22 protein-coding genes and 1 tRNA gene are annotated in these 23,286 nt (G+C 39.5%); all 23 read left to right on the plus strand.

Going from position 1 to position 23,286, the window contains the following annotated elements; genetic code table 11:
• Positions 1-2: 2 nt before the first annotated feature.
• The 23 genes from G622_RS0115675 (at position 3) to G622_RS0115790 (ending at position 23,283) form a co-directional block, all read left to right on the plus strand.
• The gene (locus G622_RS0115675) at positions 3-1,268 is read left to right on the plus strand and encodes an FtsW/RodA/SpoVE family cell cycle protein (protein ID WP_242833015.1); all 1,266 of its coding nucleotides are present in this window, start codon (positions 3-5) and stop codon (positions 1,266-1,268) included.
• Positions 1,269-1,277: 9 nt separating this feature from the next.
• The gene (locus G622_RS0115680; RefSeq protein WP_049945900.1) at positions 1,278-2,078 is read left to right on the plus strand and encodes a cell division protein FtsQ/DivIB; all 801 of its coding nucleotides are present in this window, start codon (positions 1,278-1,280) and stop codon (positions 2,076-2,078) included.
• 78 nt (positions 2,079-2,156) lie between these two features.
• Positions 2,157-3,398, plus strand: coding sequence for a cell division protein FtsZ (gene ftsZ / locus G622_RS0115685; protein WP_026511491.1), 1,242 nt, complete (start codon positions 2,157-2,159; stop codon positions 3,396-3,398).
• Between the two features lie 238 nt (positions 3,399-3,636).
• Entirely contained in the window at positions 3,637-4,149 is a 513-nt protein-coding gene (gene nrdR / locus G622_RS23200) for a transcriptional regulator NrdR (protein WP_044913389.1), read from the plus strand.
• Between the two features lie 126 nt (positions 4,150-4,275).
• Positions 4,276-5,883, plus strand: a complete 1,608-nt coding sequence (locus G622_RS0115695) for an ABC transporter substrate-binding protein (RefSeq protein ID WP_196814228.1) — start codon at positions 4,276-4,278, stop codon at positions 5,881-5,883.
• A gap of 40 nt (positions 5,884-5,923) precedes the next feature.
• Positions 5,924-6,868, plus strand: a complete 945-nt coding sequence (locus tag G622_RS0115700) for an ABC transporter permease (protein WP_026511493.1) — start codon at positions 5,924-5,926, stop codon at positions 6,866-6,868.
• Positions 6,868-7,704, plus strand: a complete 837-nt coding sequence (locus G622_RS0115705) for an ABC transporter permease (protein WP_026511494.1) — start codon at positions 6,868-6,870, stop codon at positions 7,702-7,704. Before G622_RS0115700 ends, G622_RS0115705 begins: the two co-directional genes overlap by 1 nt.
• Before the next feature lie 132 nt (positions 7,705-7,836).
• Positions 7,837-8,640, plus strand: coding sequence for an ABC transporter ATP-binding protein (locus G622_RS23205; protein WP_155831522.1), 804 nt, complete (start codon positions 7,837-7,839; stop codon positions 8,638-8,640).
• A gap of 12 nt (positions 8,641-8,652) precedes the next feature.
• Entirely contained in the window at positions 8,653-9,402 is a 750-nt protein-coding gene (locus G622_RS0115715; RefSeq protein ID WP_026511495.1) for an ABC transporter ATP-binding protein, read from the plus strand.
• A gap of 308 nt (positions 9,403-9,710) precedes the next feature.
• A complete protein-coding gene (locus tag G622_RS0115720; RefSeq protein ID WP_026511496.1) occupies positions 9,711-10,130 on the plus strand; it encodes a hypothetical protein in 420 nt (139 codons plus the stop codon).
• Between the two features lie 259 nt (positions 10,131-10,389).
• A complete protein-coding gene (locus tag G622_RS0115725; RefSeq protein ID WP_026511497.1) occupies positions 10,390-10,902 on the plus strand; it encodes a YqeG family HAD IIIA-type phosphatase in 513 nt (170 codons plus the stop codon).
• 109 nt (positions 10,903-11,011) lie between these two features.
• Positions 11,012-12,400: a shikimate dehydrogenase gene (gene aroE / locus G622_RS26215; protein WP_196814229.1), complete on the plus strand. Its 1,389-nt coding sequence runs from the start codon at positions 11,012-11,014 to the stop codon at positions 12,398-12,400.
• Positions 12,401-12,411: 11 nt separating this feature from the next.
• A complete protein-coding gene (locus tag G622_RS0115735; protein WP_026511499.1) occupies positions 12,412-12,849 on the plus strand; it encodes a type II 3-dehydroquinate dehydratase in 438 nt (145 codons plus the stop codon).
• A gap of 85 nt (positions 12,850-12,934) precedes the next feature.
• Positions 12,935-13,492, plus strand: a complete 558-nt coding sequence (gene efp / locus G622_RS0115740) for an elongation factor P (protein ID WP_026511500.1) — start codon at positions 12,935-12,937, stop codon at positions 13,490-13,492.
• A gap of 460 nt (positions 13,493-13,952) precedes the next feature.
• Complete coding sequence (locus G622_RS0115745) at positions 13,953-14,849, plus strand: DUF5688 family protein (RefSeq protein WP_026511501.1); 897 nt, start codon at positions 13,953-13,955, stop codon at positions 14,847-14,849.
• A gap of 53 nt (positions 14,850-14,902) precedes the next feature.
• A tRNA-Arg gene (locus G622_RS0115750) sits at positions 14,903-14,974 on the plus strand.
• 28 nt (positions 14,975-15,002) lie between these two features.
• Positions 15,003-16,508 (plus strand): SH3 domain-containing protein, encoded by a 1,506-nt coding sequence (locus G622_RS0115755; RefSeq protein ID WP_026511502.1) that lies wholly within the window; start codon positions 15,003-15,005, stop codon positions 16,506-16,508.
• A 157-nt stretch (positions 16,509-16,665) separates the two neighbouring features.
• A complete protein-coding gene (locus tag G622_RS23210; RefSeq protein ID WP_044957872.1) occupies positions 16,666-17,676 on the plus strand; it encodes a Gfo/Idh/MocA family protein in 1,011 nt (336 codons plus the stop codon).
• 201 nt (positions 17,677-17,877) lie between these two features.
• On the plus strand, positions 17,878-19,212 hold the full coding sequence (gdhA, locus tag G622_RS0115770; protein ID WP_026511503.1) for an NADP-specific glutamate dehydrogenase: 1,335 nt from the start codon (positions 17,878-17,880) through the stop codon (positions 19,210-19,212).
• Positions 19,213-19,353: 141 nt separating this feature from the next.
• On the plus strand, positions 19,354-20,886 hold the full coding sequence (locus tag G622_RS23215; RefSeq protein ID WP_044913397.1) for a Na+/H+ antiporter NhaC family protein: 1,533 nt from the start codon (positions 19,354-19,356) through the stop codon (positions 20,884-20,886).
• Between the two features lie 197 nt (positions 20,887-21,083).
• The gene (locus G622_RS25895; protein ID WP_155831523.1) at positions 21,084-21,248 is read left to right on the plus strand and encodes a hypothetical protein; all 165 of its coding nucleotides are present in this window, start codon (positions 21,084-21,086) and stop codon (positions 21,246-21,248) included.
• A 220-nt stretch (positions 21,249-21,468) separates the two neighbouring features.
• Positions 21,469-22,575: a GDSL-type esterase/lipase family protein gene (locus G622_RS24805; protein ID WP_049945902.1), complete on the plus strand. Its 1,107-nt coding sequence runs from the start codon at positions 21,469-21,471 to the stop codon at positions 22,573-22,575.
• Between the two features lie 156 nt (positions 22,576-22,731).
• Positions 22,732-23,283 carry a DUF4358 domain-containing protein gene (locus tag G622_RS0115790; protein ID WP_026511504.1) on the plus strand — a complete coding sequence of 184 codons (552 nt, stop codon included), beginning with the start codon at positions 22,732-22,734 and terminating at the stop codon, positions 23,281-23,283.
• Positions 23,284-23,286: the final 3 nt, after the last annotated feature.

Below are 23,286 nucleotides of genomic sequence, written 5' to 3' on the forward strand. Positions count from 1 at the left end.
TTATGGCAACTGCAAGAATGGCGAGAACAGCAGGCAGATCCGGAACAAGGCGGCAGGGAAGCGTTGCTACTGCTGCACGTGGACGGAATGAAATGGCTGGAGCGTACAACTTGCGAAGTACTGACAATAGGAAAATAAATCGCAAGGTTAAAAAAGAGGTGTATGTAGATTACAGTATGATCTTTGTTGTACTGTTTCTGCTTGTATTTGGCCTTGTAATGCTGTATTCGACCAGCTCATATGATGGAAGACTTAAGTATGAGGATTCGGCATATTATTTAAAGCATCAGCTTATGCCGACATGCCTTGGTGTGGGAGTTATGATGCTTGTATCAAGGATTCCCTATCATTTTTACAGTAAGCTTTCATCGCTTGCCTATGTGATGGCTATAACTTTGATTTTGCTGGTAAAAACACCTCTTGGTATGGAAATTAACAAGGCGAGACGCTGGATCAAAATATTCGGGGTCTCAGTTCAGCCGGCAGAAGCTGCAAAGCTTGCAATGATAATTGTGCTGGCGACTTTTATAAGTAAACTGGGGAAAGGGATTACGCAGCCAAAAGCATTCTGGGTGGTACTTGGAGTTCCGGTTCCCGTATCTCTTCTGGTTTGGAAAGTAACAAGTAACCTTAGCTCTGCAATCATAATTTTTGGAATTGCTTTTCTGATGCTCTTTGTATCCACTCCGGGATACAGAAAGTTTATTGCCATAACCGCGGCCGGAGTAGCTGCAGCGGCAGGAGTGGTAGCTCTGGTTGTGAGAGCGGGATACCACAGTGAGATGAACTATCGATTTGGCCGTATTCTTGCATGGCTCGATCCTGAAGCTTATGTAAATGATAAGGGATATCAGACTCTTCAGTCTCTTTATGCAATAGGCTCAGGCGGAATATTTGGAAAAGGTCTCGGAGAGAGTATGCAGAAGCTTGGCTTTATTCCTGAGGCACAAAATGATATGATTTTTTCAATCATTTGCGAAGAACTTGGAATAGTCGGTGCTATTGCTGTTATGATCATGTTTGTCATACTCATTTACAGAATGATGATAATTGCGCAGAATGCACCTGATATGTACGGGGCACTTCTGGTTATAGGAGTTATGGCACATATATCAATTCAGGTTATTCTTAATATTGCGGTTGTAACCAATACTATTCCAAATACAGGAATAACACTTCCTTTTATCAGCTATGGTGGCACGGCCGTTCTTTTCCTTCTGACAGAGATGGGAATAGTATTTAATGTGGCCAGACATATTGAAGTGTAAAGGGCTGGTATGATGGCAAATAAAAGTCGAAGAGTAAAAAGAAAGACAGAACATGCTCCCCGAAAGGGTTTTGGGGAGCTGTTTTTTCTACATAAGAGCCTGTTTTTCATCGGCGCATTTGTTTTGATATTGTTGATTGGCGTGATGTCTGCGCTATTATACATATCGAATAATTACACTATTACAAATGTTTATGTAGATGGAAACATTCACTATACGGATGAAGAAGTAATGAACATGGTTATGACGGATAAGCTCGATAAAAACTCGCTATATCTGTCACTGAAGTATAGGAATAAGGAGATAACGGGGATTCCTTTTATCGAAAAGATGGATGTGGAGATCCTGGCTCCTGATACTGTAAGAATTAATGTTTATGAAAAAGCCATAGCAGGGTATGTGAAATATCTTGACAGGTACATATATTTTGACAGAGACGGAATAGTGGTTGAGACATCCGGCGAGCCGTCAAGTGATGTTCCACTGGTGCTTGGACTTAATTTTGATTATATTGTGCTTCATGAAAAGCTGCCTGTTGAAAATGATAATGTATTTTCAGAAATTCTGGACATAACACAATTATTGAATAAATATGACCTGAATGCTGATAAAATCTTTTTTGACAGTGATTTCCATTTATATGTTTATTTTGAAAATGTAGAAGTTAGTCTAGGAACTAATGACAACATAGATGAAAAAGTGATACAATTACAATATATTTTACCTGAGCTTCAAGGCAAAAGCGGCATCCTGGAAATGTCAGAATACGACTCAAATACTCAAAACATTACGTTTGAAGAGAAAAAATGAAATTCTAGGTTGTAAATTATATAAAAAAATTATAAAATGGCTTGTAGGAGTTTTAGGTTATGAAGGAGGAGCACTATCTTGCTTGAACTTAAGTCGAATGAAGCTGAATCCGGTGCCAAGATAATAGTCGTTGGGGTAGGTGGCGCAGGAAATAATGCTGTAAATAGAATGGTAGAAGAAAGTATTTCCGGTGTTGAATTCATCGGAATTAATACGGATAAGCAGGCTCTGCAGCTCTGCAAAGCACCAAAGCTTTTGCAGATCGGTGAGAAGCTGACCAAGGGACTTGGCGCAGGAGCTAAGCCTGAGATCGGTCAGAAGGCAGCCGAGGAGAGTCAGGAAGAGATCACTAATGCACTTAAGGGTGCTGATATGGTCTTTGTCACCTGTGGTATGGGTGGCGGTACCGGTACTGGTGCTGCTCCTGTTGTTGCTAAGATAGCAAAGGATATGGGGATACTTACTGTTGGTGTTGTTACCAAGCCTTTTGCTTTCGAAGCTCGTGTTCGTATGCAGAATGCACTTCAGGGCATTAATACTATAAAGAATAATGTTGATACACTTATCGTTATTCCTAATGATAAGCTTCTTCAGATTGTTGACAGACGTACAACAATGCCTGATGCACTTAAAAAGGCAGATGAGGTACTTCAGCAGGCTGTTCAGGGAATTACAGATCTTATTAATGTTCCCGCAGTTATCAACCTCGACTTTGCTGATGTACAGACAGTCATGAAGGAAAAAGGAATCGCACATATCGGTATTGGATTTGGTAAGGGTGATGACAAGGCTGCCGATGCAGTTAAGATGGCTGTTGAGTCTCCTCTTCTTGAGACTAAGATTGATGGTGCATCAAATGTCATTATCAATGTATCCGGTGACATTACACTTATGGATGCTTCAGTTGCATCAGATTATATTAGAAATCTTGCCGGCGATGATGTTAATATCATCTTTGGTGCTATGTATGATGAGAGTATGGCTGATACCTGCAATATTACTGTTATTGCTACAGGTATCGATGATAAGAACAACGTTTTACCGGCAGCGAAGCCTGTCGCAAAACCTGTTCAGCAGCCCACTGCACCTCAGGTTACACCTACAGTAACTCCTCAGGTACAGGTTCAGTCTAATCAGATAATGCCGGAGCCTACAATTGATACACTCACAGCGCGTAGTGCACAGCCGGTTCAACCCGCAAGACCGATAACTCCTCAGCCGACACCCAGACCGCAAGCAGGTCTTAATCGTGCTCCGGAGGTTAGAAGCTCCGTAGAAGCTAAGAGTCTTAAGATTCCGGATTTCTTGCAGAAAAAATAATTATATATGACTATTGTAAAGAGCAATCATTTTGTGGTTGCTCTTTATTTATGTTTGTAATGCTGCATTTTCCTTTGAGATGTCACTTTTTTGTTCGTATTATCGCTTTTTTATGCGCATTATTGCTTTTTTGTGTGGAAAATTACGTTTAGTAATGTTACAATAATTTGTGTGGGTTAATAATTCATACACCAAATATTGATTTTCTATGTGCAAGGTGCACAGAAAGGTTAATGCTATGAAGTGTCCTTTTTGCGGTAAAGACAACACTCGTGTAATTGATTCAAGACCTGCTGATGATAATACGTCAATAAGACGCAGACGTGTATGCGACTCCTGTGGCAAGAGGTTTACAACCTATGAGAAGGTAGAGACTATCCCGCTGATTGTTATCAAGAAGGATAATAATCGTGAGCCTTATAACCGCGCTAAGATTGAGGCTGGTGTACTTAGAGCCTGCCATAAGAGACCTGTTAGTGCTCAGCAGATTACAAGCATTGTTGATGCTGTTGAGACTGAGGTATTTAATCTTGAGCAAAAGGAGATACCAAGCCGTATTATCGGTGAGCTCTGCATGGAGAAAATGAAGAATCTTGATCCGGTTGCATATGTGAGATTTGCTTCTGTTTATCGTGAATTCAAGGACGTTAATACATTTATGGATGAATTAAAGATTGTTCTTGAGAAGGAAGAGGAGGGCGTTATAACCGATTCAACAGATAAGAGCACTCCGCTTTTGAAAAAAGAATAACTTTTTTAATCCGATTCTTGGGTTTTGAAGAGATTCAATATTCTTTAACTTTATATTGACATCCCGTTCTTCTTTACGTATAGTTGATTAGGTTAAAAAACTTAATACGGAAGGAAGGATTGTAACATGATGAAGAAAAGTATTGGAAGGAGAAGCCTTTCCACTCTTTTGGTTGTGTTAACGACACTGACTCTTACATTGAGCGGATGCTCAAGTAAAAAGGCAGAGGAATCTACGGCAGATGCAACAGAAGCTACCGAGACCACCAGTTCAACGAACAGTGAAACGGAGGAAGCTGAGAGCACTGCGACAGAAGATGATCTTTCAAAGATTACCATTGGTATTCCCCAGGATATCGACAGTTTGGACCCGCACATGGCTACTTCGGCGGGATCTAGAGAGATACTGTTCAATATCTATGAAGGACTTGTTAAGCCAGATCAGGACGGTAATCTTAAGCCTGCTATAGCCAGTGACTACACAATTTCTGATGATGGAAAGGTTTACACATTCACACTGAGAGATGGAGTTAAGTTCCACGACGGTCAGACGGTTACGGCAGAGGATGTTAAATATTCTATAGAGCGTAACGCCGGTACCGATGGAACAGATCCGTTGATATCGGCTTTTTCTAATATTGAAAGTGTCGAGGTTCAGGATGACTCAACTATAGTGATGACACTGAAGGAAGCAAATACAGAGTTTTTGGCATATATGACAGTTGCCATTATACCTGCTGCTAATGAAGATCCTGAAGCTAATCCTATAGGAACAGGCCCCTACAAATTTGTTTCACGCTCTCCACAGGAGAATGTAGTTCTTACAAAGTTTGATGAATATTGGGGCGAGCCCGCATATATTCAGGATGTAGTGCTTAAGATTGAGGCAAACAGCGATGCTATTGTTATGGATCTTGAAGGCGGTTCAATAGATTTATTTGCCCGCGTAACATCAGCTCAGGTTTCACAGCTCTCAGATAAGTTTGATATATATGAGGGAACAATGAACCTTGTGCAGGCATTATATCTTAACAATGCAAAAGCTCCATTTGATAACGAGAAGGTTCGTCAGGCACTTTGCTATGCTATCGATCCTCAGACAATAATGGATTTTGTATCAGATGGTAAGGGAACAGAGCTTGGAAGTAGTATGTATCCTTCATTTGCAAAGTACTTTGATGCAAGTCTTAATGACACATACAACCAGGACATCGATAAGGCAAAGGAACTTCTTGCTGAGGCAGGATATGCTGATGGCTTTGATTTCACAATCACAGTTCCTTCAAACTACACACAGCATGTAGATACAGCACAGGTAATTGTTGAGGAGCTTAAGGAAATCGGTGTAAACGCAACAATACAGGAAGTTGAATGGAATTCATGGCTTGAGGATGTTTACACAAATCGTAATTTTGAATCAACAGTCGTAGGTGTTGATGCTTCAACTCTTACAGCTTATGCAATGCTTAGCAGATTTGAATCTGATGCCCACAATAATTTCATTAACTACAGTAATGCAGATTATGATAAGGCGTTGGAAGCAGCAATTGCAGCAGTTGATGATAATGAAAAAACTAAGTACTACAAGGAATGTGAGAAGATTCTTTCTGAGACAGCAGCAAATGTATATATACAGGATCTTCCGGAATTTGTAGCAGTTAATAAGAAGTTTACAGGATATACATTCTATCCGTTATATGCGCAGGATTTTTCTAAGATCAAACCTGCACAGTAATTTTTTAAAAATTATAATTTGAAATACGAGGAACACGCATATGAGATATATATTGAAAAAAGCTTTGAGCATGGCGCTTACTTTGATCGTTGTATCTTTCTGCGTGTTCCTTGCTTTTAGTTTAATACCCGGAGACCCCGTTACAAGAATGTTCGGAACGGAAGCCACTCCGGAACTTTTAGCACAATACAGAGAAAAAATGGGGCTGAATGCTCCGCTTATTGTCAGATATTTTCGTTGGGCCAGCGCCTTTGTACAAGGAGATCTTGGTACATCATACAATTATAAGATCCCGGTTGCGGGAATGATTGCAGAAAAAATACCGATAACACTTACTTTGGCTATCATGTCTTTTGTTATTATGGTAGTCGTTTCGATTCCTCTTGGAATTTATACAGCAAAATATGAAAACGGATTGATTGATCATATTGTTTCATCTCTTAATCAGATTATTATGGCTATACCGCCATTTTTCTCAGGAATATTATTGACCTTCTTTTTTGGAGTAGTAATAAAAATCTTTACTCCGGGAGGTTTTGTATCATATACGAAGGATGTAAGTGAATTTTTAAAATATCTAATTTTACCAGCTTTTGCTATAGCGCTTCCAAAGGCAGCTATGGCTACGAAACTTCTTCGAGGCTCGGTTATCGAGGAAGCAGGAAAGGATTATACTAGAACCGCTTATAGCAGAGGAAATACCACTAATGCAGTTTTATATCTGCATGTTCTTAAAAATGCAATGATCCCGGTAGTTACTTTTATGGGAATGGCTCTTGCAGACATGGTTGCAGGAAGCATTGTAATAGAGCAGGTTTTTGGAATACCCGGTATAAGCAGAATACTACTGACATCGATAAATAATCGTGACTATCCTGTTGTGGAAGCAATAATTATGGGGATAGCGATTATGGTTCTGGTAGTAAATTTCTTAGTGGATATTATATATAGAATCATTGATCCAAGAATTGAGGCAGGAAAGTAATGAAGAGATTTTTAGCTCTTTTTAAAAAGAATACAGCCACCGGTAGAAGAAATACCTATCTTATTCTTGGTATGGCAATTACCGGTGTTGTGCTTTTGATGGTAATAATTGGCATTTTTTATACACCATACAGTCCCACTAAGATGGACTCATCTGCAAAGCTTCAGGGGATGTCGTTAAAACATCTCATGGGTACGGATAATATGGGGAGGGATGTGTTTAGCAGGGTGCTTTATGGAAGCAGGATAACTCTTGCTATTGCCACATTTACAATACTTCTCGGAGCGGGCGTTGGAACAGTGATTGGAGCGCTTACAGGTTATTTTGGAGGTATCGCTGATGAAATAACGATGCGTATCGTGGATGCGATGCTTGCGTTTCCCAGCATTTTGCTTTCACTTGTATTTGTAAGCCTTTTTGGAACAGGTACATATCAGGTAGCTGTTGCACTTGGAATTTCCTTCGTTCCCAGTTTTGCAAGAATAGTACGAAGTGAGTTTCTAAGGTGCAAAAATATGGATTATGTGGAAGTTGCAAAGCTTCAGGGAGTATCTTCGCTAAGAATTATTTTTGTGCACATTCTTCCAAATACCGTTGAGGTATTACTTTCTTCAGTGATGATAGGTTTTAATAATGCTGTTCTGGCTGAGGCAGGACTTAGCTTTTTGGGAATTGGCGCTCAGCCGCCATATGCCAGCCTTGGAAATATGTTGTCTGACGCTCAGGGCTATCTTTTTAATAAACCCAGCTATGTAATCAGCATAGGTGTGGTGATAGTGCTTATGGTTCTTGGATTCTCATTCCTCGGTGAAGGAATAAAGAGAATTTCATCATGAAAGAATAGTGTTATTGTTGGAGTTATATGAGCTATTTTATGTTTCTGATGTAATTTTTTTATGAAACAAAATTTTGGAGACTCCGGAACTGTAACAAGCGACATTTATATTACATATCAAATGGGAAATACAATGAATAATAACGTGATTCTTGATGTAACAGATCTTCATATAGAATTTCATGATCATGATAAGCCTGAAACAGTAGTAGAGGATTTTGATCTTATGCTTGAAGCCGGAGAAATCGTCGGTATTGTCGGAGAGTCAGGCTCCGGGAAAAGCATGAGCGCTCTGGCGATTGCAGGACTCCTGAAAAGACATGCACTTACCAAAAAAGGTAAGATAATGTTTGATGGAACAGATCTTCTTACCTGTGACAGAAAAACATTGAGGTCATATCAGGGTGATGAGATTTCTATGATTTTCCAGGAGCCTATGACTTCGCTTAATCCGGTTAAGAAGATTGGCTGGCAGGTTGAGGAGTCGCTTAGAATCCATCACAAAGAAATGGATAAAGCTGAGAGAAAACGCCGGGCGTTAAAGATGCTTGAAGCGGTGGGATTAAATGACCTTGAAAGACCTTATGATAAATATCCGCATCAGCTTTCCGGTGGACAGAGACAGCGTGTGATGATAGCAGCAGCAATGATTGCTGAGCCAAGGATACTTATTGCAGATGAACCTACAACGGCATTGGATGTTACTATTCAGGCACAGATAGTTGAGTTGCTTCGTAAGATGAACAGAGAAAAGGGAACAGCAATAATCTTTATCTCTCATGATTTATCACTGATAAGACAGATCTGCAGCAGAGTTATTGTTATGCAGAACGGAAACATAGTTGAGACTGGAAATGTTGAGGAAATTTTCAAGCGACCTTCAATGAATTATACAAGGAAATTGATCGCTGCAATTCCACAAATAGACCTGGATTAATTGGGAATTAATATGGAACAGGAAAAGGTTATTCAGATTAAAGATCTGAAGGTTTACTATAAAAAGAATAACTCATATCTTAGAGGAAAAAACAGACACATGGTAATAAAGGGGATTTCTCTTGATGTGTATGAAGGTGAGATTCTTGGCATTGCCGGTGAATCAGGATGTGGGAAATCTACACTTGCAAAGGCAATTGTAGGTATGAATAAAGAAATAGATGGAGAAATCATTCAGAAGTACTCTGATGCACAGATGGTTTTTCAAGATCCCTATTCTTCACTTAATCCGAAGAAAAAGATTGGGTGGTTATTGAAGGAACCATTAAAGGTAGATCGTTATAAAAAGTGGACTTCAGAAGAGATGGAACAAAGAGCTAAGGAAATAATGCAGGCGATAGGGCTTCCCCTGGAACTGCTTGACAGATATCCTTCACAGCTCTCAGGAGGTCAAAGGCAGCGTGTAAGTATAGGTGTTGCGCTGATGAGATCACCTAAGGTACTCATTGCAGATGAGCCGGTATCTGCTTTGGACGTTACAATTCAGGCTCAGATCCTGGAGCTTTTACGAACGCTTCATAAGGAAATGGGAATAACCATTCTTTTCATATCCCATGACCTGAGGGTTATATACCAGCTGTGCGATCATGTTGCCGTAATGAACGGGGGTATTATCAAGGAATATGGTGTTCCGAAGGAAATATACAGACGTCCAAAGAGTGAATACACTATGGAACTTCTAAAGGCTGCAGGAATTAGGTAATCAGATAAAAAATTCAATATGGACTAAAGTTATTGAAAAAATATGCCGAATAATTATGCAGAGTGAGTTGATAAGACATAATTATACTAATGTGACTGTATGTTTGCTATGTTTTGAGCTGTTTTATACTATACCGAATTCCTTCAGATATGCGGTATACGAAATTGATAAGGCTCCTTTGAGGATAATAAACTAAAAAACGTGCAAATAGTCATGAATTAGCAAGCACAATGCAAAAAATGAAACTTTGTTGATTTAACCCATTTTTTCATGTATTATTAAATATGTGTGAAGAAAGGAGGGGGCATATGAGAATCGATGGCTATGATGATTCATATTTGAAGAAAATCTATCCTGATAATGTCTCTGTGCCTGACAAAACTGGTGGAGAAAAAAAGCATGAAGTTGCTTCTTTGGAAGGACAGGTTTCTGACAGCTCTGAAGTGGCATCTTCAAAGGATACGCTTGTAAAGACTCCAAGAAAGAATACTACAGTTGGGGATGTGAAGATCTCATTGGGAAATCGGGATAATTCACTTGTAGGACTTTCCAATCTTGGGCTTGCGCAGTCTAGTCTTATGCGTAAGGCTGTATCCGACATGCAGAAGGATTCAATACTTCATGAATATCAGTATTTTGTTGGTAACGGAGTAGATAAAACTGATACTTTAGGTGATTCATCTAAAGTGATACTTAATGATGAAGACGGAATTGTAATTCAAAAATAAGATTGCTTCTTTTTGGCAGAACTCTTAAGGGTTCTGTCTTTTTTTGAGAGGAATACCTAGTGTAGCTGTTTCATATTAACTCGACTATATATTTGCTAAAATCTGAATTTACTGCGTTGTCATCAGTCGCCGATGGTTAGTGAGGAATTTCCGGTCAGGAACTCATATATTTAATAGGTATGATTCGATTTCCGGGTTTCCTGAGGGAATTAAAAAAACATCGTGTTAAACTGTATTGATATGTGTTATAGTTTTCTCTATGAGACATTTACTTTATCCGAGCGAGACCTCGGAATCAACTTATTTAATTCCATTTGATAAATTTTATGATGAAGGCTACAGAGGTGTTATCTTTGACATAGATAATACTCTTGTTCCGCATGGTGATCCGGCTGATGATAGGGCAGTAGAGCTTTTTGAAAGGCTTCATGAGCTTGGCTACAAGACGATGCTTCTTTCTAATAATAAAGAGCCAAGAGTCAGTCCGTTTGCTAAGGCTGTTGAATCAGAGTATATATATAAAGCTGATAAGCCTCTTTTGAAAGGATATCTAAAGGCAATGGAACGTATGGGGACAAGGCCTGAAAATACTCTTTTTGTAGGAGATCAGATTTTTACTGATGTCTGGGGAGCAAACAGAGCAGGAATCCATACAATTCTTGTTGATCAGATTGACAGCAGGGAAGAGATACAGATTATCCTTAAAAGAAGACTTGAAGCTATTGTCCTTTTCTTCTATAGAAGACATCTTAAAAAGAATAATGATCGGTAATGGGCAAATCCCGTTGTTGTGAGCAATGTAATGTGTGAGCAGTAACAATATGTGATTTACGTGATTGCTTTACTGGTATAAGGTTACTAAAGCATATCGGAGGATTTCTATGAAAAAAGATATAAAGGGAACGACCAGGGTTTGTGGACTTATTGGGAATCCTGTTCATCATACTCTTTCACCGGCAATCCACAATACTTTAAATGAGATAAAGAATATAGATATGGTCTATGTTCCGTTTGAAGTACAGGATGCTGATGTGGAAGCTGCCATAAAAGGAGCGCTTGCGCTGGATATTCTCGGACTTAACGTGACGGTTCCTCATAAAAGTGCTGTGATACCATATCTAAATGAGATTGATGAGGTTGCCGGCAGAATTGGCGCCGTAAATACTCTTGTAAGAACTGAGGACAAAAGAGGCTTCAAGGGATATAACACAGATTATTTAGGAATACTTCGGTCTCTTAAGGAAAAGAATGTAAATCTTAATGATGAGAGAGTGATAATTCTGGGAGCCGGAGGAGCGGCAAGGCCTGCAGCCTTTCTTGCAGTAAAAGAGGGTGCGTCTGATATATATATTCTTAACAGAACCTATGAGAAAGCATTAAAGCTCTGTGAGGAAGTCAATTCTTTTGCAGGTAAGGAGATTGCCAAAGCATTAGCAATCAGTGATTATAAAAAAGTACCGGGAGACAGGAAATGCATCTGTTTTCAGATGACCAGGGTTGGGCTTTATCCGGAGGTATCCTGTGCGCCAATTGAGGATGAGGATTTTTATAAGCTGATCAAAATCGGATTTGATGCAGTATACAAACCTTTTAAGACGAAATTTATAAGGCTGTGCGAAAATGCCGGAGCACTTTGTATTTCAGGCCTTAAGATGCTTTTATATCAGGGTATAGAAGCGTATGAGCTCTGGAATAACGTCAGTGTAAGTGACGCGGAATGCAAGGTAATATATGGCAGGCTTTTACGCGAGCTTTTGCAAAATAAAAATATTGTGCTTACCGGATTTATGGGAAGTGGAAAAAGTTCAGTTGCAAAGTGCATCTGTAAGCTTCTTGACTACGAGTTTATTGATACCGATGAACTCATAGTGAAAAAGCAAAAGAAATCCATTAACGATATTTTTGCAGAACAGGGAGAAGCTGCTTTCCGCGATATGGAGACAGATTATTTAAATAATCTGTGCAAGAGTAAAAAGCATGGAATTGTGCTTTCCGTTGGAGGCGGTCTTCCGATAAGGGAAGAGAACAGAGAAAATATGAAAAAAATCGGGACTGTCTTTTTCCTTAGCGCCAGTCCTGAAACTGTTTATAAGAGAGTAAAATATGATAATTCAAGGCCGCTCCTTAAATCAGATAATGTCCTTCAGAAGATAAAAGAGCTTCAGGATGAGCGAAGGGATATTTATAATATGGCCTGTGACCTTGAAATTGCGACTGATGAGTTTTCTGTTGAACAGGTGGCAAATACAATAGTGGAAGCTATGTTGTGAGGATATATATTATGAAGATACTTGTTATAAATGGTCCAAATCTTAATTTCCTCGGGATTAGAGAGAAAAATATTTATGGTAATGAAGACTATGATTACCTTTTGAAAATCATTGATGAAAAGGCAAAGGAATCCGGCTCTGATATCACAGTATTTCAGTCAAATCATGAAGGGGCTATCATTGACAGGCTTCAGGAAGCCTACAGTGACGGGACTGAAGGCATCGTCATAAATCCCGGAGCATACACCCATTACAGTTATGCAATCCATGATGCATTAAAAAGTCTGGAGAATATCATAAAGGTGGAGGTTCACATATCCAATATTAAGGAACGTGAGAGCTTCAGGGCTAATTCCGTTACAGCACCGGCATGTCATGAGCAGATTTACGGACATGGACTTCAGGGTTATATTGAAGCTATTGACTATTGTATTGCTAAAAGAAAATAAACGATTTAAAATGGGTATTGAAAAAAAGTAAACATTAGTATAATATAATCTAGTTGTTTGATTTGTATATATTAGGAGGATTTTTATGATTTCTGCAAGTGATTTCAGAAACGGTATGACCATCGAAATTGATGGTAATGTATGTCAGATAATAGAATTCCAGCATGTTAAACCCGGTAAGGGCGCAGCATTTGTAAGAACAAAGCTCAAGGATATCATCAATGGTGGTGTTAAGGAAACAACTTTCCGTCCTACTGAGAAATTCCCTGCAGCACGTATTGATCGTAAAGATATGCAGTATCTCTATGCTGATGGTGATCTTTACAACTTCATGGATAACGAATCTTATGAGCAGATCTCTCTTACAAAGGAGCAGGTTGGCGATTCTATGAAGTATGTTAAGGAGAATGAGACAGTTCAGGTTAACTCATACAATGGCAATGTATTTGCTATTGAGCCTCCGCTTTTTGTAGAGCTCGCTATTTCTGAGACAGAGCCTGGCTTCAAGGGTGATACAGCTACTGGTGCTACAAAGCCTGCTACTGTTGAGACAGGTGCTGTTGTACAGGTTCCGCTTTTCGTTAACGAAGGCGATGTTATCAAGATTGACACAAGATCAGGAGAATACCTCTCCAGAGTTTAATTAATTACCGTTTTTTCTGAAAATTGTATTTATAGACTTGTAAGACAATGAAAGTTATTTGAGCTTTCATTGTCTTTTTTTATTCAATAGGAAATTCCTTCGGATTTCCTATTGAATAAAAAGCGCTCCGCTATGGATGCGACTGGTGCGCAGATGAATTTTGCAAGCTAAAGCTTGCGCGCACCAGCGCGCAAAGAGTCGCGAGCGACTCTTTGTTCTCATAAAGGAAAATCCGTTGGATTTCCTCTACGACAAAAAACGCTCCGCGGGGATGCGCACTCGCGCGAGAGGAATATAGTTGCTAAAGCAACCGCGCTTAGCGCAAAAGGAATATAGTTGCAAAGCAACCGTGCTTGTCGCGAGAATTTCGCAAGCGAAATTCTTATAGCTTAAAATCGGAAAATGAAGCAAATAAAGCCTATACAGGTCTATGCGAATAACAGAAAAAAGGAGAAAATTATTGGAAAAGGAATTATTTTATAATGAAATAAAGAACAGAGTGGAAGATTTTTATGGAGACAGAGCGAAGGTAACAACGCATGTTGTTACTAAGAATAATGGTCTTTTAAAGAGAGCATTGTGTGTTAAAATTAATGAAAGCAATTGCAGTCCCACGATTTATATGGATGATTTTTATCATGATTATAAGGATGGGAAAAAGAGCGTTAATGACGTATCAGAAGAAGTAATTGGGACTTTTGAAAAGTATATTATTACCGATAATGTTGATATGTCATTTTTTGAAAATTATGACTCCATATCACATGAAATATGTTTTAAAATAATTAATAGGGATAAAAATAGAGACAGACTGGAAAACATGCCCCACAGAGTCATTGAAGATCTGGCAGTGACATATTTTGTATCGCTTAATACCAGGGGACTTGATGGCTCAATTCAGATAAAGGATGATTACCTGAAGGTCTGGGGTGTCTGTGAGGAAGATTTATTTGAGGCTGCAATAGAGAATACGCCAAGACTTTTTCCTTCCGATATAATATCCATGAAAGAGTTTCTGCTAAGGAAATCCGAAGATACATTTCTGGCAAATCTGTTGCCGGAGAATGGTATGTTTGTAGTAAGTAATGTCAGGTATACCAATGGAGCATCCGTTATGCTTTACCCGGGAATTCTTAAGAAGATGGGAGAGGTATTTGGCTCAAATTATTATATAATACCATCTTCTGTGCACGAGCTGATTTTTGTTAAGGAGCTTAGTGTGGATAAAGATGCCGGAGAGCTTCTGAAAATGGTAAAATGTGTAAATTCTACTTGCGTAAAGTCTGAAGATATATTGGCGGATAGTTTGTATTATTATGACAGAACTATTGAAAATAGTGTGAAAAAGGTTGAATAGGTCAAAGATACTATGTTATGATAGTCGGGTACGTAATAAATCTGTAACAATTTGCACCCGTAGTCTAATGGATAGAACGGAGGCCTCCGACGCCTTTAATGCAGGTTCGATTCCTGTCGGGTGCATCTTTTGTCACAGAAAGGAAACAAAACGATGAATTTTAAGGGAATGAATTTTAATAAGAAGGACAAGACACCGGAGAATCCGTTCGCTGTACAGGATAGAAGGAATTTCTGGGAGTTTATTACTGATAATAAAAAACTTGTTATGCCTATTATCCTGGTAGTCGCAGTAGGAATTACCATAGTAATCGCACTTAATGCTAATAATAGAACTACACCGACAATAACAGAAGATGCTCAGGTTACTATTGATGAAAACGGAAGCTATATAGTTCCTGAGGTCGATCTTGAAAAAAATGCTTACGAAGATGTCAATGCTCTTATGAGCACATATTATACAGCTTATTCAGCAGGAGACATGGATACTATCAAGTCAATTTATACAGGACTTGAATCTACAGAGGAACTCAGACTTAAAGAAGTATCAAAGTATATAGTTGATGTACCTACAGTTGATGTTTATACCAAGCCTGGTCCGATTGATGGAAGTTATGTTGCTTACGTATATACAGAAGTCCTTTTTGAAGGATATGATACACCTCTTCCGGGAATGCAGACTATGTATGTTTGTACAGATGAAAATGGCAAATTATACATAAATGGTGATGTTGTTGATGAAAAAGTGACTGAATATATCAGTAATATTTCACTTCAGGCAGATGTTGTTGATCTGAATAACCAGGTTGCTGCGAATTATAATGACATCATTGCTGCCAATGAGGAACTTGCCAAGTTCCTTTCTGACATGAGCGCAAGTATACAGGTTTCTGTCGGAGAAGCTCTTGCTGCAATTGAATCAGGAGAACCGGCCGTGCCGGAAGCTACAGCTGAAAACGGAGAAGCTGTTGATAACGGCGAGAATGCTGAAGGCGCACCTGAGGGTGAAGCTAGCACAGAGACAGGTGAAGCTACAGAGAACCCTGAGGGTGAAAATGCAGAAGCTCAGGAACAGCCTGCTGAGGAGCCTCAGCCTGTAGTTGCAACCAAGATTAAGGCTACAGATGTCATAAACATCAGAAGTTCTGATTCTGAGAATGCTGATATTCTTGGTAAAACTGAAAAAGATCAGGTATTTGAGAGAATTGAATCCCGTGAAAATGGATGGAGTAAGATCAAGTACAATGATGGAGAGGCCTTTGTAAAGACTGAGTACTTCACAGAAATCAATGAAGATCAGGCTGATGCAGGGGATGCTGCTGCAGAAGAGACTACGACGGAAGAGACTACGACGGAAGAGAGTACAACAGAAGAGACTGTTACTGAAGAGAATACTACAACAGAAACTACCGAAGAGAAGCCGGAAGAAACTACAGATGATAATTCCTCTAAGGTTAGTGTTTATGCTAAGGGCAAAATGAAGGTTTCTGAGGCAGTACGACTTCGTAAGGGACAGAGTACTGATTCTGAAATAGTTGGCAACATTTACAAAGGTGATATTGTTGAAGTTATAGAACAGTATGCTAGTGGATGGGCAAAAGTTAAATTTAACGGAGATACAGGATATATCAAATCTGAGTTTCTTACTAATGAGGATTGATGATTTATGCGCGCAGCAGGGGAACCGCTGCGCGTAAATTGTTTGTGCAGAAAACTTGGCGAGGATGCCGGAAATTGTAAAGAGGTTGGAATGGTTTAGGCCGATAGGTCAGGATTACTAAGTAATCGTGCCAATACTAATTTAGAAAGGACTTGTTATGTTTGAAAAGAAAAAAGTAGGTATTATGGGAACCGGTGACATTGCTCGTATGATGGCTAAAACTCTTTCAGGAATGAAGGGGGTAGTATGTCATGCGGTTGCATCAAGAACCATTGAGAAGGCAGAGAGCTTTGCAGGGGAATTTAAAATAAAAAATTACTATGGTTCATATGAGGAACTTTGCAAGGATCCAAAGATTGAGCTTATTTATGTCGCAACTCCTCATTCTGCCCACTATGATAACGTTAAACTTGCGCTTGAAAATGGGAAGAATGTACTTTGCGAGAAAGCATTTACCCTGAACGAACAGCAGGCAAAAGAATTGTTTGAGATTGCTGCTAAAAATAATGTGCTTCTCACAGAAGCAATGTGGACAAGATTTTTACCTCTTGCTTCAAAGCTTAAGGAAGTAGTAGCAGGAAACATAATAGGTGATATATCTATGGTTACTGCTGATCTTAGCTTTAATATTGCATGGAAACAAAGGATTCAGGATCCTGCTCTTGGTGGTGGCGCACTCCTTGATATAGGTGTCTATGGATTAACCTTTGCGTCTCTTGTTCTTGGAGATGATATTACTGATATTCAGTCGCAGGCTGTTCTTAATGACCGGGGGATGGATACTCAGGACATAATAAGCTTAAAATACAGGAATGGACAGATGGCAGTTGTGACCTGTTTCGCTACATCCTTTGGCCCTTGCAAGGGAATTATTTATGGTGCAAATGGACATATTGAGGTGCAGGATATCAATAACTTTGCGGATATAACAGTGTATAACAATGCAGGAGAGAAGATATCTTATTATAAGAGGGAAAGACAGATAACCGGATATGAATATGAGGTATCAGCAGCCTTCAAGGCACTTGATGAGGGATGGAAGGAGTGCCCTGAGATGACTCACGCACAGACTCTTAAGATCATGAATATCATGGACTTTGTGAGAGGGCAGACCGGAGTTAAATTCCCACAGGAAGTTGCAGCTGAGGAAGATAAAAAGGAAGAATAAAAATAAAAGATTTTTTCAGTTTAACGTAATAAAGTGCTTGACGTTTTAGAACCATTGTGAAATAATACTTTTCGGACAGTGGTGTCTGCGCAATGGAGCGTAAAGACCTATGAAGCTTTACGCTCTTTTTTTGTACACTTTTTCAGAGCAGGGCCAGAGGTTTGATACGCTAGATTTTTTAATCATAGGAGGATATTAAAAATGTCATACGTTGATGAAGTCTACAATTATGTTGTTGAGAAGAATCCAGCACAGCCGGAATTCCATCAGGCTGTAAAGGAAGTACTTGATTCCTTAAGAGTTGTTATTGATGCAAATGAGGAAGAGTACAGAAAGGATGCACTCCTTGAGAGACTTTGCACTCCTGAAAGACAGATTCTTTTCAGAGTTCCGTGGGTAGATGATAAAGGACAGGTTCAGGTAAACAATGGTTTCCGTATTCAGTTCAATTCAGCAATCGGACCTTATAAGGGAGGACTTCGTTTCCATCCTTCAGTAAATCTTGGTATCATCAAGTTCCTTGGTTTTGAGCAGATTTTCAAGAACTCTCTTACAGGACTTCCTATCGGTGGTGGCAAGGGTGGTTCTGACTTTGATCCTAAGGGTAAGTCAGACAGAGAAATTATGGCATTCTGCCAGAGCTTTATGACAGAGCTTTTCAGACATATCGGTGCTGATACTGATGTTCCTGCAGGTGATATCGGTGTAGGCGGACGTGAGATTGGTTACATGTACGGTCAGTACAAGAGAATCCGTGACACATATGAAGGTGTTCTTACAGGTAAGGGACTTACATATGGTGGATCACTTGCACGTACACAGGCTACAGGTTATGGTCTTCTTTATCTTACTGAAGAATTACTTAAGTGCAATGGTTCTGACATCTCTGGTAAGACAGTAGTTGTTTCAGGTGCAGGTAACGTTGCTATCTATGCTATTGAGAAGGCTCAGCAGCTTGGTGCCAAGGTTGTTACATGTTCTGATTCTACAGGCTGGATTTATGATTCTGAAGGAATTGATGTTGAGCTTCTTAAGGAAGTTAAGGAAGTTAAGAGAGCACGCCTTACAGAGTACGCTGCTGCAAGAAAGTCAGCTGAGTATCATGAGGGCAGAGGCGTATGGAGCATCAAGTGTGATGTGGCTCTTCCTTGCGCTACACAGAATGAACTTCAGCTTGAGGATGCTAAGCAGCTCGTTGCTAATGGTGTTCAGGCAGTATGTGAAGGTGCTAACATGCCTACAACAATCGAAGCTACAGAATACTTACAGCAGAACAAGGTTATGTTCGTAGGCGGTAAGGCTGCAAACGCAGGTGGTGTTGCTACATCAGCTCTTGAGATGAGCCAGAACTCTGAGAGACTTCACTGGACATTTGAGGAAGTTGATGCAAAGCTTAAGCAGATCATGGTTAATATTTATCATAATATCGATGATGCTGCTAAGAAGTACGGCATGGAAGGCAACTACGTTGCAGGAGCTAACATTGCAGGTTTCCTTAAGGTTGCAGAGGCTATGAAGGCTCAGGGTATTGTTTAATACCTTATATCAGATATTTTTAAACGATGATTAGATGATTCTCTTCATATAAAATTTAATCTTCAGGATATAATAAGTTAAAAAAAGCCTTCTTCCAAATGGGAGAAGGCTTTATAATATAAGTAATAAGGAGGAGAGCGTATGTTTGTAGATAGTTTTTGGGCACTGGTTCCGACAATCATTGCAATTGTTTTAGCGTTGATTACCAAAGAGGTTTATTCTTCTCTTTTCATAGGGATTATCGTGGGTGGTCTTCTCTACACAAATTTTAATTTAGCAGCCACTATGCATCACATTTTTGTCGACGGTATGCTGGGGCAATTATCAGACAGCTGGAATGTGGGAATATTAGTTTTCCTTGTCTTTCTTGGAACTATGGTAATGATTATGAACAGGGCAGGTGGTTCCGCAGCGTTTGGAAAATGGACAATTAAGCATGTAAAGACTAAGATTGGTGCGCAGCTTGCCACGATAGCTCTTGGATGTCTTATTTTTATAGACGATTATTTCAACTGCCTTACAGTAGGTTCAGTTATGAAGCCTGTTACAGATAAGCATAAAATTTCAAGAGAAAAACTCGCATATCTTATCGATGCAACTGCTGCACCGGTCTGCATTATAGCTCCTATTTCATCCTGGGCTGCTGCTGTAACCGGATTTGTTGATGGAGCAAATGGTCTTTCACTTTTTATCAGGGCTATCCCTTACAATTTTTATGCCATTTTGACACTGATTATGTTATTGACTCTGTCTATTACAGGATTTGATTATGGCCCGATGAAGAGAGCAGAAGAAAATCATTTAGCTAATGATTCTGCTGGTAATGAGCATACAGTTCCAAGTATTACCGGAGCTGAAGATCAGCCTGAACCGCCTGTTTCAACAAAGGGTAGAGTTATTCATCTGGTTGTGCCAATAGTAGCACTTATTTTCTTTAGTGTTATCGGCATGATTGCCACAGGTGGATTCTTTGAAGGTGCAAACATTGTTGATGCTTTTGCCAATTCAGATGCTTCTGTAGGACTTGTTTATGGCTCTGCCACAGCTTTTATTTTCACTGTAATATTTATGAGAGTTACAAAGGTATTGTCATTTACTGAATGTATGAATGCGATTCCTGAAGGCTTTAAGAGCATGGTTCCTGCAGTGCTTATTCTTACACTGGCATGGACACTTAAGTCAATGACGGATTCACTTGGAGCAGCAAATTATATCTCCGGAATAGTTGAAACAATAGCAGACAAGGATGCGTTAATGAGTATTCTTCCGGCTATAGTATTTATAATCGGTGCACTTATGGCATTTGCAACCGGAACATCATGGGGAACTTTTGGTATTCTGATTCCTATTGTTGCACACGTATTTGGTTCTGATATAAGTAATGAGCTGCTTATCATCTCTATTTCAGCATGTATGGCAGGTGCTGTTTGCGGTGATCACTGCTCACCTATTTCCGATACGACTATAATGGCAAGTGCAGGTGCAAACTGTAAGCACATAAGGCACGTAAATACCCAGCTTCCATATGCGATTACAGCAGCGATAGTATCTTGTCTGACATTCCTTATTTCAGGATTTATTCGCAAGTGGTTCATATGCATGCCTATAGGTATCGTACTGATGATTGTTACAATTCTTGGGATTAAATCATATAATGAAAATAGAGCAAAATAATTTTCGTGATTTTTCACAAAGGTTGTAATTAAATTTTAAGAATTTCTTAAGCTTTTGTTTCTTGTAACAATACACGCTATGCTTTATCATAAACCTTGCATCTGAAAATATTGATGTCTTGATCTGGGGGGAGAAGGACGTGAGTAGGATTCAGAATCTGATGGTGGGGGCCTTCAGATTAGCAAGGAGAGCAGAGTATGGAATGGAAAAAAGCGTTTGATCGTATCATGGATCAGTTGTACAATCACCCAGAAGAAATGAGATGCAGATTGCTTGGGAAGTATGACAACACAACAGGAACAGTTGCTACGGAGGATCGTAGAACCGCAATTGAAATGTTGCAGAGCATGCAGAATGCATGATTAGAATATTTTAAACACCGCACAATCGTGCGGTGTTTTTTATTTTTGTGGCAATATTTGATTTTATCGGTATAATTATATATGGGGGTTCTTATTTTTTTCCATGGTTAACAATAATTTGACAGATACTTAAGTCGTAAAAGAAATTGATATTCCTGCATTTCTTATCCAGGGATAATTGTAATATGAATGTTGCAGCTTATTGAGAGGGAGTCAATCAGTGAAAACTATTAGAGGGGTAAAGACTTTTGTTGTTGCAATGGCATGTTCAGGGTTGTGTGCCTGTGGGTTTAGCGGAAATACTGATATTTCCGGTGATAATACTGGCATAAGGATTTCAGCTAACTCAGAACCAATATATTTTGAAACTCCTATACTTGGAAAGCCAGGATTGGAGATGAATGAAGCTTTAGAGGGCGATGAAGTTATAGAGGGCGATGAAGCTTCAGTTGAAATGATAACTTCGGAAAGTGATAAATCTGAACCGGAAATGGCTAAAGGCAGCGGAGCTGATGAAATAAAGTCGTCAGGAACCAATGAGGATATCTCTGAAGCTCAGGAGACAAATGAAGTTACCAATGAGCAGAATCTTGCAAGTGATCTTCCGGCTGCCTCTGGGGCTTCATCCGGGAATATAGATTTGTCCTGCGATCTGCAGACACTTGAAAACATGCATTATTCGGATGAGCAGATGCAGCAAATTATTGCTTTTTATGAGAATACGGTATTTGCCGGGGATTCAGTGTTATTGGGATTTAGGAATTACTCAGCAAAAAGCACGGATCCCATGTTAAAACAGCTTCAGTTTTTAGCTGCAGGTTCACTGTCTTTGCATAATTCATTCTGGCCAGTCAGTGAAAAAAGTGTGCATCCTTTATATCAGGGAGCACAACATCCTATATGGGAATCAATTCAGATGATGGGGGCGAAAAGAGCATTTCTTTTCTTTGGAATTAATGATGTCAGTTCAAATATGGATGAATCGGTTTCACTTTATCCGCAACTGATTGAAAAAATCAAAGAGCTTTCGCCTGATATAGAAATAAACATCATAAGCGCGACCTATACTCTTAAAGATAAGGGCAAGGGTAAGCTTAATAATGAAAATCTTGCTACATTTAACAGCAGAGTCCGTGAGCTTGCCTCAGAATATGGATGGGGATACATAGACATGGCAAATGTGCTCTCAGACGGTGCAGGGAATCTTGCTGAGCAATATTGTAGTGATGGTTTTTTGCATGAGTCCTATAAGGCGTATGATGTGTGGAAAATGATGCTTATAAGATTTGCTGCCAACCGCCTGGGACTTGAGGAAAAGCAGGGATAACCTACAGTAACCACTACACTAAATAGTAGGGGAGCTGGCTACCGTTAGCGTACTTATTTTGGCGCGTATGGTAAGCGTATCCGACAGGACTTGGTAAGAAATAAAAAACATTTATGGAGGAGGGGCTGATTTCGGATATCGAAGTTAGATACAAGTATGAAAAAGAGAGTTGTAATTACATTAGGACTGGTTTTGGCTACAATGATGATAGGAGCTTCAGGATGTGGAGGCTCGTCAGGTCAGGGCGGGAATGCGCAAACCGCGGAAAATGCGTCTGCAGAGTCTTCTGCTGATAATGCCGGGGTACAAAAGACTGCGCTTAAGCCCGGTGAAATCTATGAAAAGATAAAGGCGACATATACACTTCCGGAGATGTATGAAGCTGATGCAGACTGGCTGATGAATTATTATGGCATAGATGCCGGGATGCTTTCAGATTACGTATTTGCTGAGGCAGATGAAGTGCATGCAGACAGAGTGATCATATTAAATGTGGCAGATTCCGGAAACGTAGCAGAAGTAAAAGAAAAACTTGAAGCTGTTTTGGGACAACTCTCATCTCAGGAAATGCTTGATTATTTGCCGGATCAGGCTGACATCATTACTTCTGCCAGAATTAAGCAAGAGGGGAATACCTTGTATCTTGTTATTTCGCCTGATGCAGAGGGAATAGAAGAAATAATTAAGAGTGGTCTTTTGGGGGAATAAAGA

Origin of the sequence: Butyrivibrio sp. LC3010, from assembly GCF_000424385.1 — a bacterium.
GTDB lineage: Bacteria > Bacillota > Clostridia > Lachnospirales > Lachnospiraceae > Butyrivibrio.

Coding starts and splice junctions, on each gene's coding strand:
- nrdR (WP_044913389.1), top strand. CDS start 3,637: ATGAAGTGTCCTTTTTGCGGTAAAGACAACACTCGTGTAATTGATTCA.
- efp (WP_026511500.1), top strand. CDS start 12,935: ATGATTTCTGCAAGTGATTTCAGAAACGGTATGACCATCGAAATTGAT.
- G622_RS0115675 (WP_242833015.1), top strand. CDS start 3: ATGGCAACTGCAAGAATGGCGAGAACAGCAGGCAGATCCGGAACAAGG.
- G622_RS0115700 (WP_026511493.1), top strand. CDS start 5,924: ATGAGATATATATTGAAAAAAGCTTTGAGCATGGCGCTTACTTTGATC.
- G622_RS0115755 (WP_026511502.1), top strand. CDS start 15,003: ATGAATTTTAAGGGAATGAATTTTAATAAGAAGGACAAGACACCGGAG.
- G622_RS0115790 (WP_026511504.1), top strand. CDS start 22,732: ATGAAAAAGAGAGTTGTAATTACATTAGGACTGGTTTTGGCTACAATG.
- G622_RS23215 (WP_044913397.1), top strand. CDS start 19,354: ATGTTTGTAGATAGTTTTTGGGCACTGGTTCCGACAATCATTGCAATT.
- aroE (WP_196814229.1), top strand. CDS start 11,012: ATGAAAAAAGATATAAAGGGAACGACCAGGGTTTGTGGACTTATTGGG.
- G622_RS0115725 (WP_026511497.1), top strand. CDS start 10,390: ATGAGACATTTACTTTATCCGAGCGAGACCTCGGAATCAACTTATTTA.
- G622_RS0115705 (WP_026511494.1), top strand. CDS start 6,868: ATGAAGAGATTTTTAGCTCTTTTTAAAAAGAATACAGCCACCGGTAGA.
- G622_RS0115735 (WP_026511499.1), top strand. CDS start 12,412: ATGAAGATACTTGTTATAAATGGTCCAAATCTTAATTTCCTCGGGATT.
- G622_RS0115695 (WP_196814228.1), top strand. CDS start 4,276: ATGATGAAGAAAAGTATTGGAAGGAGAAGCCTTTCCACTCTTTTGGTT.
- G622_RS23210 (WP_044957872.1), top strand. CDS start 16,666: ATGTTTGAAAAGAAAAAAGTAGGTATTATGGGAACCGGTGACATTGCT.
- gdhA (WP_026511503.1), top strand. CDS start 17,878: ATGTCATACGTTGATGAAGTCTACAATTATGTTGTTGAGAAGAATCCA.
- G622_RS0115720 (WP_026511496.1), top strand. CDS start 9,711: ATGAGAATCGATGGCTATGATGATTCATATTTGAAGAAAATCTATCCT.
- G622_RS25895 (WP_155831523.1), top strand. CDS start 21,084: ATGGAATGGAAAAAAGCGTTTGATCGTATCATGGATCAGTTGTACAAT.
- G622_RS23205 (WP_155831522.1), top strand. CDS start 7,837: ATGAATAATAACGTGATTCTTGATGTAACAGATCTTCATATAGAATTT.
- G622_RS0115715 (WP_026511495.1), top strand. CDS start 8,653: ATGGAACAGGAAAAGGTTATTCAGATTAAAGATCTGAAGGTTTACTAT.
- G622_RS0115680 (WP_049945900.1), top strand. CDS start 1,278: ATGATGGCAAATAAAAGTCGAAGAGTAAAAAGAAAGACAGAACATGCT.